Source organism: Salinirubellus salinus (assembly GCF_025231485.1).
GTDB classification, from domain to species: domain Archaea; phylum Halobacteriota; class Halobacteria; order Halobacteriales; family Haloarculaceae; genus Salinirubellus; species Salinirubellus salinus.
In genome coordinates, this window is the sequence record NZ_CP104003.1 from 3,190,132 (window position 1) to 3,205,828 (window position 15,697).

Consider the following 15,697-nt stretch of genomic DNA (forward strand, 5'->3'; position numbering starts at 1 on the left):
TGCCATCGACGGCGGTTGAATACTGTTGGTCGGCTTCCTACCCGCCCTGAAGGGCGAGGCTTTCGCCTCGAATTTTCCGTAATACGGAATCTGAGGTAGCAACGATTAGCAATTCCGGGGCCCACGTTAGTTACCCCGGCAACGGTTAGTAAGAATCTATCTCGCTTAGTCAAATGTTATTAAAACCATTGTAAAAAATCATAGCTCTTATTATCTAGTCTACTAGTGTTAGCAACAGATGTCTCGATACACCCGACGACGACTCGTCGCAACTGGACTCGGATTCACCACCATCGGCTCCCTCGCTGGCTGTCTCCCGAACGACGCCAGCTCCAATGATTCAGGTGGAGGCGGGCCGGAAGCCCAGTCTTCGTTCTTCGTATTCGGGGACTTGGCCAGCCAGGTTGCAGGCGACACCGCGACCGCAGAGACGCTCGTCCCGATTGGCCAACACGGCCACGGGTGGGAACCAGGCTCCAAAATACAGGGAACGGTCCTCGAATCTGACCTCTTCCTCTACGGGATGGAGGGTTTCCAGCCGTGGGCTGACGACCTCGTGGCGAGTCTCCGTGACGACGACGCCGACGTCGACATCGTCGCTGCCGGTGCTGGTATCGACCTCATCGAAGGCGGACACGACCACGATCACGGTCACGAGGAAGGCCACGACAGTGAAGGAGAACACGACCACGACGAACACGAGGAGGGAGACCACGAGGACCACAACGGCGAATCGGCTCCGTGGGAGTGGGCCGGTCTCTACCACCTCGAAGCTGGCACCTACACGTACACGTTCCACGAGGGTCCAGACCCCGAGATGCACCTCGCCGTCCTCGAGACCGAAGAGGGCGGTGACCACGGAATTCACCACGTCGAGGAGACGGCAACGCACCTCTATGGCACCGACCACGACTCGCACACGGAGGTCGAGAACGACGGGGCGCTCACACCCTCCAGCGAGACGCTCTATCACCTCCTGTTCGCGGATTCCGGCGAGACGACGTTTACCCTCGACATCGAAACGGAGGGCCACTACGTCTTCTTCGCCCAGCACGTTCCCGCGGAGTTCGACGCGACGCTCACCGACGGCAGTGGGTCGGCCATCGAACCCGAAGTGACCGAGACTGCCGGCGAACACGGACACGAGGGTGATGGCGAGCACGAAGGTGAACACGACCACGAGAGTGGGGACGACCACGAAGACGAGCACGACCACGAGAGTGGGGACGACCACGAAGACGAGCACGAGGGAGAAAGCGAACACGAAGGCGAGGAGGGACACAGCCACGACCACTCCGGCGGAACGGACCCGCACTTCTGGCTAGACCCGGAGCGAGCGAAGCAGGCGGTCGACAACATCCGGAGCGGGTTCGTCGATGTCGACAGCGACAATGCCAGTACCTACGCCGAGAACGCCGAGTCGTACCGTAATCGTCTGGACGAACTCGACGAGTCGTTCCAGTCCGCGCTGGAGAACGCCTCGAAAGACGTCGTGTTCGTCGCGGGCCACAACGCCTTCCAGTACCTCGGCCAGCGCTATGGCTTCGAAGTCCAGACGCTGACGGGACTGTCACCTGACGACCAGCCGACCCCGAAGGACATCGAGCGGGCCCAGGAGATAATTGCCGAGCACGACCTCCAGTACGTCTGTGCGGATCCGCTCGAATCCCAGACGGCGGCGAACCAGCTCGTCGAAGAAACCGACGCCACCGAAGTCCTGCCGCTGACGCCGATCCCCGGACAGACTCAGGAGTGGGCCGACGAGGACTGGGGCTACGTCGAGATCATGGAGAATATCAACCTCGAGACGCTGACGCAGGCCCTCGACGCAGCATGAGCGACACCACGTCTGGCGACACGGAACCGGAGTGGGACGGGAACGCCGAGCCCGGTCCGTCCGAGACCCCTCGCTCGAGGTTGATGGCACTGGTCGTCGGCCCAGCGGAGAGGCCCGTCTGTACGATTTTCCCGCCGGACGTGGCCGTTCCGTATCGGACGACGACCTGGATTACGGCGTACGGGAACTCGTTCGTCGACCTCGACGACTGCCGATGACGACAGCAACGACGGAGAGGGAACGGTCGGGGAACCCTCTCATCAGCGTCGAAGACGTCACGTTCGGCTACGGAGAGATTCCGGTTCTCGAGTCGGTGTCGATCGACGTCGAACCCGGATCCTTCCTCGGACTGATCGGGCCGAACGGCAGCGGCAAGAGCACGCTGCTCGACCTGATGCTCGGTCTCCGACGGCCCGACAGTGGGACGGTTTCGCTGTTCGGCGACCCCGCCCACGAGTTCGACGCCGGTGAGCGGATTGGATACGTCGCACAGGACGCGACGAAGGCGGCGCGCGATATGCCGGTCACCGTTCGGGAGGTGGTCGAGATGGGGCGGTACCCGCGGCGGCTCTTCAGCCGATTCTCGACAGCGGACCGGCGAGCGGTCGAGGGGGCCCTGGAACAGGTCGGAATCACAGACCTCGCGTCTCGGCGGGTCGGCCGACTGTCCGGTGGCCAACGCCAACGGGTCTTCATCGCCCGTGCGCTCGCCTCGGAGGCCGACCTGCTCGCACTCGACGAACCGACGGTCGGTGTCGATGCCGAATCCAGAGAGGAGTTCTACAGCCTCCTGCACGATCTGAATGCGACTGGGCTGACCGTCATCCTCATCGAACACGACATCGGCGTCGTCACCACCTACGCGACGGACATCGCGTGTCTCAACCGCGAACTGTACTTCGACGGTGACCCGAGTACGTTCGTCGAAACGGACGCCCTCACGCAAGCGTACGGGACCAATCAGCACGTCCTCCACCACGACCACTGACCATGATTCAATCCTCCTCTCTGGACGCCAGCGTGCTATTCGACGAATCGATCGCCGTTCTATGGATTGGTGGCTTACTCCTCGATGGCATCGAGTGGTTCCTCGACCACGTCTTCGGTGCCGGAATGGACGTGTTGGCCGACCTGCTCGGCACGCCGATGCTCGGGTATCCCTACATGCAGCGAGCCTATCTCGCTGCGGTGTGTATCGCCGTCATCGGGCCAGTCGTCGGAACGTTCCTCGTCCATCGAGAGATGGCGATGATCGGCGACACCCTCGCACACACCGCCTTCGCCGGCGTCGCCGTCGGCCTGTTCCTCAATTCGGCCCTCTCGCTCACGCTGTCCCCGCTGCTCACCGCGTTCGTGGTCGCAGTCGTCACGGCACTACTCGTGGAGTTGCTCGTCGAACACGCCGGGGCGTACAGTGACACCTCGCTGGCGATCGTCCTGACAGGAGGATTCGCCGTCGGCAGTATCCTCATCACGGCGACTGACGGCGGCATCGCGGTCGGCATCGACGCCTACCTCTTCGGCAGTCTGGCGACCGTCTCGACGGAGAACGTCGGGATTCTCGTGTTGATGAGCGTCATCGTCGGCAGCCTCGTCACGCTGGCGTATCGGCCACTCCTGTACGTCACGTTCGATGCGACGGCCGCTCGCGCGGCGCGGCTGAACGTTCACCTGTACAAACGCCTCATGGTCGTTCTCACGGCACTGGTCGTCGTCAGCGCGATGCAGATCATGGGCGTCATCCTCGTCGCCGCGATGCTCGTCGTTCCGGTCGCCGCCGCGGCGAAGGTCGCCCAGAGTTTCAAGCAGTCCATCTTGCTGGCGATCTTCGCTGCCGAGTTCGCGGCGATAGCCGGTGTGACACTATCGTACGTCTACGGGATCGCGGCCGGTGGCTCGATCGTCGTCGCGGCGATTGCTGTGTACGCCGCCACCTTCGGCTTCCAGGGGGTGGTGCAACGTCTCCTAACCGTTTGGCGACTCCGCAGCCGACGGCTCGGACAGACCCGAGAAGGACTCGAAGCCGACGGAGGCGAGCGAGAGTGACCGTCGATGGACTGGACACCAATCACACGATGAGCGGGCCACAGTCCTACGAGTACGCGATTATCGGTGGCGGTATTCACGGAACCTGCCTGGCGAACTATCTCCTCGCCGAAGGTGGATGTACGCACCAGGACCTCTGTCTCGTCGAACCTCGAGAGCAGTTGCTCGCGTCGTTCGAGACGAAGGCTCGCCAGTGCGGAATGCAAACGCTTCGATCCACCTTCGTTCACCACATCGGCACAGAGCCGTTCTCGCTCGAATCGTTCGCGGAAGGTGCGAATCGAGAGGACGAACTCGTCTCGACGGAGAACTACCCGAACCGACCGACACTCGAACTCTTTCTCGATCACGCTCGAGACGTCATCGGCCGGCGTGATATCGACGAGTGTCACCGCCAGTCGAGGGCGACGGGAGTTACCGGGACTGGGGCAGGTGACCGACTCGAAGTCCAGACGGATGTCGGGTCGCTCGACGCTCGCCACGTCGTGCTGGCCATCGGACTCGGTGGCTCGCGAACGCTCCCCACGTGGGGGACGTCACTTCCCGATGACGCTCCGCTCGTTCACGTCTGGGACGACGAGTTCGACCCGACGACAGCAGCGGAATTTTCGGGGCCGACGTTCGTCGTTGGGGGCGGTATCACCGCTGGGCAACTTGCCTGTCGCCTCTCGGAACACACTGACGTGACACTCCTCTCGCGTCACGACATCGATATCGAACTGACCGAAGCCGACCCGTACTGGATCAACTGGCGACACATCGAACAGGAGATCCACACGCTCCCGCCGGGGTCGAAGGCCCGTCGTGACCAGATTCGGGCCGCCCGCAACGACGCGACGATCCCTCCGTACGTCGAGCGTCGACTGGACGAGGCCCGCGACTGTGGCGACCTCGATATCCAACGCGGCGAGATCGCGTCTGCATACGCGACAGACGAGGGATTACTGGTGCGGTTCGACGACGGTACGACCGCAACGAATGCGCAAGTCGTCCTCGCGACCGGACTGGATCCGGTCCCAGAGCACCCACTAGTTGGATCCGTCGCCGAGTCGTTGTCACTCGAACGCGGGGCCGGCGGCTTTCCGGTCCTCGACGACCGGACGCTCGCGTGGCGAGGGACCGATGGCACCGATTCTGCGGTGTACGTTTCGGGAGCGCTCGCAGAACTCAGTGTCGGTCCGTTTGCCCGGAACGTCGTCGGCGCTCGTCGAGTCGCAGAACGGCTCCTCGAATCACGAGCCCGGGCCGGTTCAAAGAGAGCGCTGTCGGCTCCCAGAGGAAAGTCCTAATGCCTTCGAACGACCTCACGCTCGCCTTCTCGCTACAGGCACTCGAGAAGCTCACACGACCGGAACGAGCGTTCGACGACGCCGCAACGTGGAGCAGCTACATCGGAATCGTTTCCTCCGAATCGTCCTTCGTCGAACGACGGCGAGTACGTGAGGCGGGATACCAGCAGGACTTCTTATCGGGTCCGCGTTCGATCGAAGAGGCACTCTCGAGTATTCGAAGTCACTTTGAGACGGACCGGTATGTGTTCGTCGGGACGGACGAGACCGACGGGATCGCAGAGACAGTGCCTGAGTGGACCTTCCAATCAGTGACCGACGCTGCAACGGCTGCGGACTGGCAGCTTGGGACCACGCCGTCAACTAGCGACGACTGGCCTTAGCGAGTCACTTCTGGGACCGAATGTCCGGTCCAAGTCATCCACGAGTAGCGGCCGGCAGCCTCAGAGAAACCGCCTGTCGGCCTGTTCTGATCGGATCGTCGATTCCGACGCATCAAGCCAGCCCGTCTGCACCTCGGACGGGATATCGAACTCGGGAACGAACGGTTTGATATCCAGCAATGGTGTCCCGTCGACGACGTCGAGACCGCTCACGGTCAGTTCCTGTTCGGTGACGGACTCGATTGCCACAACAGAGAGGCCGATCGAATTCGGACGTTGTGGCGCCCGTGTCGAGAAGACTCCTCGTCGTTCGTCATCGAGAAACGGTTCGACCCGCAGAGGAGCGTCATCGCTAGATGCGTGAAAATGGTACAATAGAATACAGTGCGAGAACTCGGCAAGATCCGCTAATCCATCCGCATACGACGCCTTGATCTCGACAGTTCCTGTGACTGAATCCGCTCCGATCGGTTGAATCGGCATTCCTTCTGGTGATTCGAACGGCGTCCGAACCACCCCAATCGATTCGTAGTTGAACGTGTCTTCGGGCACGTTCGTGGCTTCGTCTCGCACCGAAAAATCAGTATCGTGGCCGAGACAGATCTGTTCCGTGGCGTAGTGATTGCTCAGTGATTCTCGTGGATGTGGTTGCGCAGCGAATCGGTGTCGTCGAACTTCTCGTCGCACTCGGCACACGTGTTGTGGTGAAGCGCGACGTGCTGGGTCACGCCAGCAGCGCTCTGGAACTGTGCATCGCAGCTGGAGCAGGTGTACGACATTACATTAACAACCGAGTCTCCGAGACACTAAAAGGGTTATTAAAAATGGGGCCAGAGTGATTGATACGGACTAGTAAATCGACTCTCCAGCTAACTAAGATTGACCGGGTGGGACGTCCAAAAAGCCCGGCCCGACCAGAGCTAAGTCAGCTCTGTTGCCCGTTCACGGAGGGGCTGTGCGAGGCTTCTGTCGTCGGCCAGCGTCTCGAGTTCGTTCTTCGCTCGGCACTGACCGAGAGCATTCAGTGCTCGGCGGCGATACCGCCCGTCGAGGCCACTCATGACGACGACGAGGCGAAGTTGAGTGGTTGCCCTTGCTGCCGCGAGTCCGTCGACGGCGTCTTCCCGAGCGTCCCGCGGTACGTTCTTGCCGACGACTGTCTGAAAGAGCGAGCGTGGTGAGGACATCGTCAGTCGGCGAGGCCGACCTCTTCGGCACTGTTCTCGGCCGCTTCGGTGTCGTCGCTCTCCGCCGCTTCATCGTCGGAGTCGAACGTCGGGAAGCGGTCTTCGAATGCGCCCCAGTCGCCGTCCATCTCCTCGTCGGTCAGCGTCGCTGCATCGAGATCTGTTCGGAGCGCGTCGTGGTCCATGTCGGTGCCGATGAGGACGAGTCGTGTTCCTCTGTCACCCCACTCCTCGTCCCACGCTTCCTCCAGCTGAGGGTTCGTCTCGAAGTAGACCTCGCGCTCCTCGGTCGGAAGGGCCGCAATCCACCCGCCTGCAGGTGCGATTCGGATAGAGTGGCCAGCAGCATCTACCCCGAGTGTCATATCCTCACGCCCCGCGAGCCAGAAGTGGCCCTTCGATCTGACGACGTTCGTCGGAAACTCGTCCAGCAGCTCGGCGAATCGTTCGGGGTGGAACGGTCGGCGGGATTCGAAAACGAACGAGGTGACGCCGTGTTCCTCCTCCGCAGAGGCGTGCGGCTCCTGAAGTTCGCGTATCCAGCCGGCGGACCGACTCGCTGCTTCGAAATCGAACCGACCGGTGTCGACGATCGCTTCGGGGTCGACGGCGCCGTGTTCGGTTCGGAGGATCTCCGCGCGTGGTTGCAGCACCTCGATCATCTCTTCGATTTCTTCGAGCGTCTCCTCGTCGACGAGGTCACACTTGTTCAACAGGAGGACGTCACAGAACTCGATCTGTTCGACTAAGAGACTTCCAAGCTCCTTCTCGGTGTCGCCGTCCATCAGCGATTCCTTCGAATCGAACGTCGTCCAGAACTGGTGGGCGTCGACCACGGTGACCGTCGTATCGAGGTCGTAGTAGTCCATCGCCTCGATACCGGTCTCCTCGTAGAACTCCGTGGGATCGAGGTCGCCCTGGTCGAATCCCATGGTGAGCGTCTGGGCGACGGGCAACGGTTCGGCGACGCCAGTCGACTCGATGACCAGGTAGTCGAACTCGCGAGCTTGTGCGAGCTTCGCGAGCGCGTCCAGCAGGTCGCCGCGCAACTCACAACAGATGCAGCCGTTCGACAGTTCGATTAGATCCTCGTCGTCCTCCGAGATGTCCGAGTGTTCGGCCACACGCTCGGCGTCGACGTTCACTTCCCCCATGTCGTTGACGAGGACCGCGACGTCCAGGTCCGTTCGCGTGTTCAGGAGGTTGTTCAGCACGGTCGTCTTGCCCGCACCGAGGTTGCCGCTCAGCACGGTGACGGGAATCGTATCTCGACTCATCTGTTATTAAGACTAGAGCGTATATTATTTATAATTGGCTATCTACTACCTCGTGTTGTTAACAGTGACAGCAGAAGAAGCACGTAAACACGAGTCGCTCGACGTCGCAATCGTCGGTGCAGGCGCTGCTGGCGTCGGTGTTGGGGCCGTCCTCGCGGACCTTGGTCTCGACTCGTACGCCATCCTCGAGCGAGACGAAGTCGGAGCGTCGTTCCAACAGTGGCCAGCGGAGATGCGGTTCATCACGCCATCGTTTCCCAGCAACAACTTCGGTTGCCGGGATCTCAACGCCGTCACTACTGACACCTCACCGGCATTTGCGCTCGACCGTGAACACCCGACCGGCAGAGAGTACGCCGAATATCTCCAAGGAGTCGCCGAGTTTCACGACCTACCCGTCCGGACCGGTGTCGAAGTGGAGTCGGTACAGCGACACGACGACGGGTTCGTCCTTCATATGTCGACTGGCGCTGTCATCCAGAGCAGGTTCGTCGTCTGGGCGGCCGGCCAGTTCGGGCAACCGAACGACGAGCCGTTCCCCGGCGCGAGTCACTGCGTCCACAACGCCCGAGTCGAGTCCTGGAGTACGTTCGTCGACGAGTGTGTCGAGGACCCCATCGTCATCGTCGGCGGGTACGAGAGCGGTATCGACGCGGCCCTCGCACTCGCCGACCTGGGTCAGAACGTGCTCGTCGTCGACGAGGACGGGCCGTGGCAGTTCCGAGGACCAGATCCGAGCGAAGTGCTCTCCCCGTATACGAGCCAGCGGCTGCGGAAGGCACTCGAAGACGACGCACCGATCGCCCTCGAAGACGGAATCCGCGTCGAGCGCGTCGACATCGAGGAAGGGACGTTCGATCTACTCGGTACCGACGGAAGCTCGTTTACGACACGGAATCGACCGGTGCTCGCAACTGGATTCGAGCGCGGACTCGGTCTCGTCGACGAACACTTCGAATCCGAGAATGGCCAGCTACGGTTGACCGAACGGGACGAGTCGACCATTACCCCCGGCTTGTTCCTTGCCGGTCCACAGGTCGCGCACAACGGCCAGCAGTTCTGCTTCATCTACAAGTTCAGACAGCGCTTCGCCGTCGTCGCCGACGAAATCGCCACCAGACTCGACGTCGACCGAACTCCTCTCGACGAGTATCGTGAGAAGAGCATGTTCCTCGACGATTTGTCTTGCTGCGAACCCGACATGTGCGACTGCTAATCATGACCCGAGATACTCCGAAGAGAGACAGCCGAACCGAGCAAGCAAACGAGGCGAGAGACGACGACCGACACGTCTGTCGGATGACGGGCCGCGAACAGGGTCTCGTCGGGAAGTACGACATCTGGCTCTGTCGGCAGTCGTTCCGTGAACTGGCTCCGAAGATGGGATTCACAAAATATGACTGACACACCGGGCCTCACAGGTAACGTCCCATCGACGGACGACGACGGAAAGGAAACCGTCGTGGTCGTCGGTAAAGAGAGCGTCGGGAAGTCGGAACTCGTCGCTGGCCTCTCCGGGACGACGCCGAAGACTGGGAACTTCCGGGGAACGACCGTCGACGTCGAGCGATACGAGTCGGACGAGTTCGTCTTCGTCGATACACCCGGCATCCTGCTCGGGACGGACACCGAGACCACCCGAACGGCGATCAGCGCCGTCGAAGCAACCGAGACCGTGTTACTCGTCGTTCGCGCGACGAACATCGACGACGACCTCGGAGACCTGCTGCCGCTGGTGCAGGGAAAAGTCGGCGCGATCGCGGTGACGTTCTGGGACAAGGTCGAGAATCAGCCAGAGGCGCGTGAAAAATTGAACGCGCTCGCCGACGATCTCGGCGTCCCGCTCGCGCCGGTGGACGCGCGAAACGTCTCCCCCGTCGCAACTGACGGCGGGGACGCTGCGATCGACGGAGGTGACCGAAATCAACTGGTCAGCGTGCTTCACGACGCCGACGAGTTCCCAGGTCGGGTCGACCGGCAAACGGGAATTCATCTCGATCCCCCGGAGACGGTTCTCGAGCATCCGCTTCTCGGCCCGTTAGTCAGTATTGCCTTGCTCCTGTTGCCCGCCGCGGCCGCAGTCCACTTCGCAAACGCTGCGGCGGCCGAACTCTCCCCCCGAGTGGGTACGCTCTTGGAACCCGCGGTCCAGTGGGCCAACGCTCTTCCAGGACCGCTCGCAGCAGTTCTGGGTGGCGACTACGGCCTGCTCTCGATGGGACCGTTCCTGTTCGTCTGGGCTGGGCCGACCATCCTCATCTTCGCGGTCTTCATGGCCGTCTACAAGCAGAGCGGACTCGTCACGCGAATCACCGCCTCACTCCATCCACACCTTCGGCGCGTGGGGCTCACCGGTCGGGACCTCGTTCGTGTGGTGATGGGATTCGGGTGTAACGTCCCGGCGGTCACCAGCACTCGAGGCTGTTCGGATTGTACGCGCCGAACGACCGTCTCGGCGATCGGGTTCGGGTCGGCCTGTTCCTACCAGTTCCCAGCGACGCTCGCCGTGTTCGCAGCCGTCGAGATGCCGTGGCTCGTCCTCCCGTATCTCGGGGTTCTCACGACCACGACGCTCGTCTACGCGCGTCTAATCGCACCCGAGCGTGCGCGAACGTCGTCACTCGCAACCGAGAACCGTGCGTTCCTCCAGTGGCCGACCTGGCAGTCAGTATGGCGCGAGACCAGAACCGTGATTCGGAGTTTCTTCCTGAAGGCGCTCCCTGTCTTCGCCGGGATCGTCCTCGCCGCATCACTGCTCGATTATCTCGGCGTCTTAGACGTGATTGGAGAGGCACTCGGACCAGTGATGGGGCTGTTCAACCTCCCCGGTGAGACAGCACTCGTCGTGGTTCTGGGGTCGATCCGCAAGGACGGTTTGCTCCTGTTACAGTCGGATGGCCTCAGCGCGACGCTGTCCGCGATGACGCCCGTGCAGGTACTGACGGCCGTCTACCTCGCGGGAGTATTGCTTCCGTGTCTGGTGACGGCGATCACGGTCGCGAAGGAACTCTCCCCGAGGTACGCTGGTCGGATGCTGCTCCGGCAGGCAGCAGCTGCGACCGGCTTCTCGCTACTCATCGGATGGGGCGGTGCTGTCCTCTTCTAGTCGATGACCACCGACACTATGACGCTCGCGTTCGAGCTTGCGGCGCTTCGGCAGGTTCGTGAGCCACAGGCGGTGGTCGTCGATGCACGCCGATGGGCGCGAAACGTCGGTCTCGTCTCGACCGGGTCCTGCACCGCTCACGCCTTCAGTGCCGAGCACCTCATTCGTCGAGACTTCCAGGTCGCGCCGACCACCTCGAGCTTCCAGCACCTCTCTAGCCGGCACACGACCGAGAGACATGTTCTGGTCGGAGAGGCTCCCGACCGTCCCGATTACCTCCCTCAGCATCACTGGGAGTATTTCGCTCTCGCAGACGCTGCGAGTGCTGCTGGCTGGGAAATCGAGAATAAAGAAACCACGTCACGGATACAATTGACCTCCTGGTTGGCTCGTGTACTCAGGAGCTTAGGATGAGAGATACCGGTAGGAGAGTGCCTCAAGAGTGGGGATAATCGAGTATCAGAGATCCTACGTCCGGAACTATCCGTTGACCCCAGTGATGTCCCAGGCATCACCCGAACTCCCGGAGGAATCAAATTCGGGGGCGCTAATCAGGACGAAGGCACTTTCTTCCTCACCGTTCCTGATCTGCCTCGTTGCCTCGGGCGCGATCCAGACGGCATCTCCCTCTTCAACAGGCACCGATTCTTGATCGATTTGGACTTCTGCAGCCCCGCTGACCAGCACGTAAACTTCCTCGTGCTCATCATCGACGTGGTCGTGCGGTTCACTGTTCCATCCTGGAGGGCATCGAGAGAACGTCACGCCAACCTGTCGACAGCCGAGCGGTTCACTGAGGAAATGCTTCGCATCCGAAACCTGTTCGACGTCCTCGTAGTTCACCTTCCGATAGCTCATGTACGCAGTCCCGAGTTCGAAGTATTAATATTTCATGTAGAATTAGCTATCATTGGTAACAATGGGGCAAATAGTAACAGTCTCTTTTCCGGTAGGGCGAGATATTCGTCTACACGAGTAGTATCCAAATACGCAGGTAGCGCCACAGAACGGCCGTTTCCGCGGCCACATCCATCGCGCCTCTCCTACCTGGAATTAATGGCGGAATCGCTCTCGGCTTCCTCCACCGGCGCGCATCTCCACGCGTACTACCTGATTCGAGGAGAGAGTCCCGCCGTTCACGGCGGGCGTGAATCCAACCACTTACAGTCCGAACCACGCGCTTATGCCCGCCTGGGTCATCTCTCCGGTAACTCAACGCGGAAAAGTGGAGGTGGTTTGGCGTTCCTCCCGTCGGCGTGGTCGATAACAGACCTTCGACCGGGCCACGCCCACCGACGCACCTGCCGAAAGGCGGGTATCAACAACGCGAGCCTGCCGCGATTGAGCCTGTCCACCGTGGCAGAAAGGACAGGCGTGTCGATGGCACGACCCGTGCCCGGACGCGGAGCAATCGGCGTCCGGGGGCATCCCCCAACCCCTTCGCGGGCGACGGGGATGCACGGTGCAAGGAGATACCGCGTCCCTCGGGACGCGCAACCCGCCACATCCCTCACGGGACTCACGTATCGCGCACAAACCGAGACACCCCGCTCACGCGGGTGGATTTGCCCCCGTCGGACGCACCGGAGTCCCATGCACCGTTTTCAGTGGTGCGATGGCCGGAGCGGCCCCGAGCGCGGATGGGGAACCCTCGTCGTTCACGACGAGGAGGATGTCATGAAGACATCGAGTCACGCTACCGTGAGCGAATCTATCGCCTCTTCCAGCCGAGAGGAGACACGTCGTCACTCCTCTTCTAGCCGGGACTGCCACTCCTGCACTTTTGCGAGCAGTTCTACCGGGGGTGTTTCGTTGACATCCGTCCCACGAAGTTCATCTAGCACGGATTCGGTCGCCGGGTCGAGTGCGTCATCTTTCCCCCCATCAGCGGTCGCCGCTCGTCCGTCCGGCGGCGCGTCGCGCCGCCCGCCGCCCGAGAACTGGCCGGTCCCGAGGTCGAACACGACCTGCTGGGTCTCACCGCCCTCGCGCTCGCTGCCGAGGACGTCGATCGCTTCGTCCTCGCGGAGCCGGCGGAGCACCTCGCGGGCTCGTGAGACGACCGGGTCGGGGACACCGGCCAGCTCCGCGACGTGAATCCCGTACGAGCGGTCCGTCGCCCCGTCGACGACCGACCGGAGGAAGGTGACGTCCCCGTCGCGCTCTTCGGCGGCGACGTGGACGTTCTCGACGCCGTCGATGTGTTCTGCGAGCCCGGTCAGTTCGTGATAGTGCGTGGCGAACAGCACCTTCGGCGAGGCGACGTTCGACTGGGCGGACGAGAGGTACTCGGTCGCGGCCCACGCGATACTGATGCCGTCGTACGTCGCGGTCCCTCTGCCCACCTCGTCCAGAATTACCAGTGAGTCCTCGGTCGCGGAGTGCAGGATGTTCGAGAGCTCCTGCATCTCGACCATGAACGTCGAGCGGCCCTGTGCGAGTTCGTCGAGCGCGCCGACGCGGGTGTAGATGCCGTCGACGAGCCCCACCGTCGCGCGGTCGGCAGGGACGAAACTACCCACCTGCGCGAGCAGCACGATCAGCGCCGACTGGCGCATGTAGGTCGACTTCCCGCTCATGTTCGGCCCGGTGACGACGAGGAAGCGGCGCTCGTCGTCGGTATCCGTACACATCCGGAGGTCGTTCGGCACGAACTCGACGTCCTGCTCCACGACCGGGTGCCGACCGGCGGTCACGTCCAGGTCGTCACTGTCCGTCAACTCGGGGCGGGTCCAGTCGTTGCGCACGGCGTGGGTCGCCAGCGACGCCAGCGTGTCCAGTTCCGCGACGGCCCGACCGACCGACTGGAGCAGGTCGGCCCGCTCGGCCACCCGCTCGCGCAGTTCCCGAAAGAGTTCGTACTCCAGTTCCCCGCGGGCCTCCTCCAGCCTGAGTATCTCGCGTTCTTTCTCCCGGAGTTCGGGCGTGACGAACCGCTCTGAGTTCTTCAGCGTCTTGATGGCCTCGTACCGTTCGGGGACGTCGTCGGCCTGACTCTTGCCCACCTGCACGTAGTAGCCGTCCGTCTTGTTCCGGTCGACCGAGAGCCGCGAGAGGCCTGTCTCGCGTTTCTCGCGCTCGGCGAGCGTCTCTACCCACTCCAGCGCGCTCTCGTGGCGCTCGACCAGCTCGTCGAGTTCGTCGTCGAACCCGCGGCACAGGAGGCCACCCTGCGTCACCGTGTTCGGGGGGTCCTCGGCCAGCGCCTCGGCCAGCGTCTCACGCAGGTCGGCGGCGGCCTCGCGGTCGACCGATTCGAGGACGCCCGCGGCCGGGGACTCGCGGAGTCGCTCGGTGTCCAGCGCGGCGTCCAGTTCTGGGAGGAGCGCCAGCGTGTCCCGGACCCGCAACAGCGCGCCGGCGTCGGCGCTCCCGCTCACCGACCGGGAGGCCAGTCGTTCGAGGTCCGAGGCCCCCGAGAGGAGTTCGTGGAGTCGCTCGCGGGCCATCGCGTCGGCCGCCAGCGCGGCCACGCCGGACTGCCGGCGGGCGAGTTCACCGCGACGCTGGAGCGGCCGGGTGAGCCACTCCTTCAGCAGGCGACCGCCCGCTGCCGTCTCGGTGTGGTCGACCGTGTCGAGGAGGGACTGCCCCGCCCCGGTCATCGTCTCGACGAGTTCGAGGTTGCGCTGGGTGGTGGCGTCGAGCGTCACCTGCTCGTCCGGGTCGTACGTGCCGATGCGGGTGACCGAGGCGAGCACCCCGACGCCCGTCTCGTCGACGTACGCGAGCGCCGCGCCGGCGGCCCGCGTCGCCACCGCATCGGCGCCCGAAGCGTCGTCGAGGCCGACGCTCTCGGCGGCCGCCCCGAACTGCTCGCGGAGGGTGTGACGCGCCCGTCCCGGCGCGAACGCCTCGGCGTCGTGGAGGGTGAGGGTGGTGTCGACGCGCTCTCTGGCGCGAGTGAGGAACGCGTCGTCGTTGCGCAACTCGGGGCCGGGGAGGAGTTCCGTGGGGGCGAATCGGTAGAGCTCGGTCAGGGCGCGCTCGCGGGCGTCCGGGCCGGTCACGGCCGTCGCCCGGAACTGCCCTGTCGTCACGTCGAGGAACGCGAGACCGACGCGGTCGCCCTCGCGGACGACGGTGGCGAGGTAGCGCGCGTCGGTGTCCGTGGGGTCGACCAGCGTCCCCGGGGTCACGACCCGTGCGACGCGGCGCTCGATGTCCCCGCCGTCCTCGAACTGGTCCGCGACGGCGACCCGGTAGCCACGCTCGACCAGCGCCTTCAGGTACGGCGTGAGGTCGTCGACCGGCACGCCGGCCATCGAGTAGTTCTCGCCGCCCGAGGAGCGTTTCGACACCTTCAGGTCCAACTCGGCGCCGACCGTCTCGGCGTCGTCACCGAAGAACTCGTAGAAGTCGCCCATCTGCATCGCCAGCAGGTCCGCCTCGGCCCCCTGTTTCAGGTCGAAGAACTCGCCGACGATACCGTCTGCCATACCGACCGAATCGCGGGCCGGCGGACAAGAACGTGTGGGTTCCGGGCCGGAACTGACCGCCGTGGTCACGGACCCCTCGCCTTCGGGTCGAACTCCCCGGCCGCCGGGGTGTCCGACCGTCAGGGTCGCGTTC

16 protein-coding genes are annotated in these 15,697 nt (G+C 63.1%); 10 read left to right on the forward strand and 6 right to left on the reverse strand.

Translation table 11 applies throughout. The features are described 5' to 3' along the window. Window positions 1-238 precede the first annotated feature (238 nt). The 6 genes from N0B31_RS16760 to N0B31_RS16785 all read left to right on the forward strand — a co-directional run bounded on the left by N0B31_RS16760 (window position 239) and on the right by N0B31_RS16785 (window position 5,555). Window positions 239-1,837, forward strand: coding sequence for a metal ABC transporter substrate-binding protein (locus tag N0B31_RS16760; RefSeq protein ID WP_260592767.1), 1,599 nt, complete (start codon window positions 239-241; stop codon window positions 1,835-1,837). Next, entirely contained in the window at window positions 1,834-2,055 is a 222-nt protein-coding gene (locus N0B31_RS16765) for a DUF7511 domain-containing protein (RefSeq protein WP_260592768.1), read from the forward strand. Before N0B31_RS16760 ends, N0B31_RS16765 begins: the two co-directional genes overlap by 4 nt. Beyond that, window positions 2,052-2,825, forward strand: coding sequence for a metal ABC transporter ATP-binding protein (locus N0B31_RS16770; RefSeq protein ID WP_260592769.1), 774 nt, complete (start codon window positions 2,052-2,054; stop codon window positions 2,823-2,825). Before N0B31_RS16765 ends, N0B31_RS16770 begins: the two co-directional genes overlap by 4 nt. Window positions 2,826-2,950: 125 nt before the next feature. Then, window positions 2,951-3,883, forward strand: a complete 933-nt coding sequence (locus N0B31_RS16775; protein WP_368389253.1) for a metal ABC transporter permease — start codon at window positions 2,951-2,953, stop codon at window positions 3,881-3,883. A 29-nt stretch (window positions 3,884-3,912) separates the two neighbouring features. After that, entirely contained in the window at window positions 3,913-5,172 is a 1,260-nt protein-coding gene (locus N0B31_RS16780) for an FAD/NAD(P)-binding protein (RefSeq protein ID WP_260592771.1), read from the forward strand. Then, a complete protein-coding gene (locus N0B31_RS16785; protein ID WP_260592772.1) occupies window positions 5,172-5,555 on the forward strand; it encodes a DUF7124 domain-containing protein in 384 nt (127 codons plus the stop codon). Before N0B31_RS16780 ends, N0B31_RS16785 begins: the two co-directional genes overlap by 1 nt. Window positions 5,556-5,615: 60 nt before the next feature. Here the strand turns inward: N0B31_RS16785 and tsaA are convergent, their stop codons facing one another. From tsaA to N0B31_RS16805, 4 genes are all read right to left on the reverse strand, one after another. Further along, window positions 5,616-6,107, reverse strand: coding sequence for a tRNA (N6-threonylcarbamoyladenosine(37)-N6)-methyltransferase TrmO (gene tsaA, locus N0B31_RS16790; protein WP_260592773.1), 492 nt, complete (start codon window positions 6,105-6,107; stop codon window positions 5,616-5,618). 74 nt (window positions 6,108-6,181) lie between these two features. Next, on the reverse strand, window positions 6,182-6,334 hold the full coding sequence (locus N0B31_RS16795; RefSeq protein ID WP_260592774.1) for a C2H2-type zinc finger protein: 153 nt from the start codon (window positions 6,332-6,334) through the stop codon (window positions 6,182-6,184). A 141-nt stretch (window positions 6,335-6,475) separates the two neighbouring features. Beyond that, window positions 6,476-6,742 (reverse strand): hypothetical protein, encoded by a 267-nt coding sequence (locus tag N0B31_RS16800; protein ID WP_260592775.1) that lies wholly within the window; start codon window positions 6,740-6,742, stop codon window positions 6,476-6,478. 2 nt (window positions 6,743-6,744) lie between these two features. Further along, entirely contained in the window at window positions 6,745-8,019 is a 1,275-nt protein-coding gene (locus tag N0B31_RS16805) for a GTP-binding protein (RefSeq protein WP_260592776.1), read from the reverse strand. A gap of 64 nt (window positions 8,020-8,083) precedes the next feature. Between N0B31_RS16805 and N0B31_RS16810 the strand changes: the two genes are divergently transcribed. From N0B31_RS16810 to N0B31_RS22705, 4 genes are read left to right on the forward strand one after another with little or no spacing between them, the layout of a single operon-like run. Then, window positions 8,084-9,235 carry an NAD(P)/FAD-dependent oxidoreductase gene (locus tag N0B31_RS16810; RefSeq protein WP_368389254.1) on the forward strand — a complete coding sequence of 384 codons (1,152 nt, stop codon included), beginning with the start codon at window positions 8,084-8,086 and terminating at the stop codon, window positions 9,233-9,235. Window positions 9,236-9,237: 2 nt separating this feature from the next. Next, the gene (locus N0B31_RS16815) at window positions 9,238-9,423 is read left to right on the forward strand and encodes a 30S ribosomal protein S14 (RefSeq protein WP_260592778.1); all 186 of its coding nucleotides are present in this window, start codon (window positions 9,238-9,240) and stop codon (window positions 9,421-9,423) included. Then, window positions 9,416-11,125 carry a nucleoside recognition domain-containing protein gene (locus N0B31_RS16820; protein ID WP_260592779.1) on the forward strand — a complete coding sequence of 570 codons (1,710 nt, stop codon included), beginning with the start codon at window positions 9,416-9,418 and terminating at the stop codon, window positions 11,123-11,125. The genes N0B31_RS16815 and N0B31_RS16820 overlap by 8 nt, the downstream gene beginning before the upstream one ends. An 18-nt stretch (window positions 11,126-11,143) precedes the next feature. Then, complete coding sequence (locus N0B31_RS22705) at window positions 11,144-11,539, forward strand: DUF7124 domain-containing protein (RefSeq protein ID WP_438271172.1); 396 nt, start codon at window positions 11,144-11,146, stop codon at window positions 11,537-11,539. Between the two features lie 66 nt (window positions 11,540-11,605). On the opposite strand, the gene N0B31_RS16830 is transcribed toward N0B31_RS22705, so the two are convergent. Continuing rightward, window positions 11,606-11,983, reverse strand: a complete 378-nt coding sequence (locus N0B31_RS16830) for a cupin domain-containing protein (protein WP_260592781.1) — start codon at window positions 11,981-11,983, stop codon at window positions 11,606-11,608. Window positions 11,984-12,870: 887 nt separating this feature from the next. Then, window positions 12,871-15,564 carry a DNA mismatch repair protein MutS gene (mutS, locus tag N0B31_RS16835; RefSeq protein ID WP_260592782.1) on the reverse strand — a complete coding sequence of 898 codons (2,694 nt, stop codon included), beginning with the start codon at window positions 15,562-15,564 and terminating at the stop codon, window positions 12,871-12,873. Window positions 15,565-15,697 lie beyond the last annotated feature (133 nt).

Bases quoted from the DNA above. Each gene is read 5' to 3' on its own strand.
- N0B31_RS16760 (WP_260592767.1), top strand. From the start codon at position 239: ATGTCTCGATACACCCGACGACGACTCGTCGCAACTGGACTCGGATTC.
- N0B31_RS16800 (WP_260592775.1), bottom strand. From the start codon at position 6,742: ATGTCCTCACCACGCTCGCTCTTTCAGACAGTCGTCGGCAAGAACGTA.
- N0B31_RS16785 (WP_260592772.1), top strand. From the start codon at position 5,172: ATGCCTTCGAACGACCTCACGCTCGCCTTCTCGCTACAGGCACTCGAG.
- N0B31_RS16770 (WP_260592769.1), top strand. From the start codon at position 2,052: ATGACGACAGCAACGACGGAGAGGGAACGGTCGGGGAACCCTCTCATC.
- N0B31_RS22705 (WP_438271172.1), top strand. From the start codon at position 11,144: ATGACGCTCGCGTTCGAGCTTGCGGCGCTTCGGCAGGTTCGTGAGCCA.
- N0B31_RS16780 (WP_260592771.1), top strand. From the start codon at position 3,913: ATGAGCGGGCCACAGTCCTACGAGTACGCGATTATCGGTGGCGGTATT.
- N0B31_RS16830 (WP_260592781.1), bottom strand. From the start codon at position 11,983: ATGAGCTATCGGAAGGTGAACTACGAGGACGTCGAACAGGTTTCGGAT.
- N0B31_RS16775 (WP_368389253.1), top strand. From the start codon at position 2,951: ATGGACGTGTTGGCCGACCTGCTCGGCACGCCGATGCTCGGGTATCCC.
- N0B31_RS16795 (WP_260592774.1), bottom strand. From the start codon at position 6,334: ATGTCGTACACCTGCTCCAGCTGCGATGCACAGTTCCAGAGCGCTGCT.
- N0B31_RS16820 (WP_260592779.1), top strand. From the start codon at position 9,416: ATGACTGACACACCGGGCCTCACAGGTAACGTCCCATCGACGGACGAC.
- N0B31_RS16765 (WP_260592768.1), top strand. From the start codon at position 1,834: ATGAGCGACACCACGTCTGGCGACACGGAACCGGAGTGGGACGGGAAC.
- N0B31_RS16815 (WP_260592778.1), top strand. From the start codon at position 9,238: ATGACCCGAGATACTCCGAAGAGAGACAGCCGAACCGAGCAAGCAAAC.
- mutS (WP_260592782.1), bottom strand. From the start codon at position 15,564: ATGGCAGACGGTATCGTCGGCGAGTTCTTCGACCTGAAACAGGGGGCC.
- N0B31_RS16805 (WP_260592776.1), bottom strand. From the start codon at position 8,019: ATGAGTCGAGATACGATTCCCGTCACCGTGCTGAGCGGCAACCTCGGT.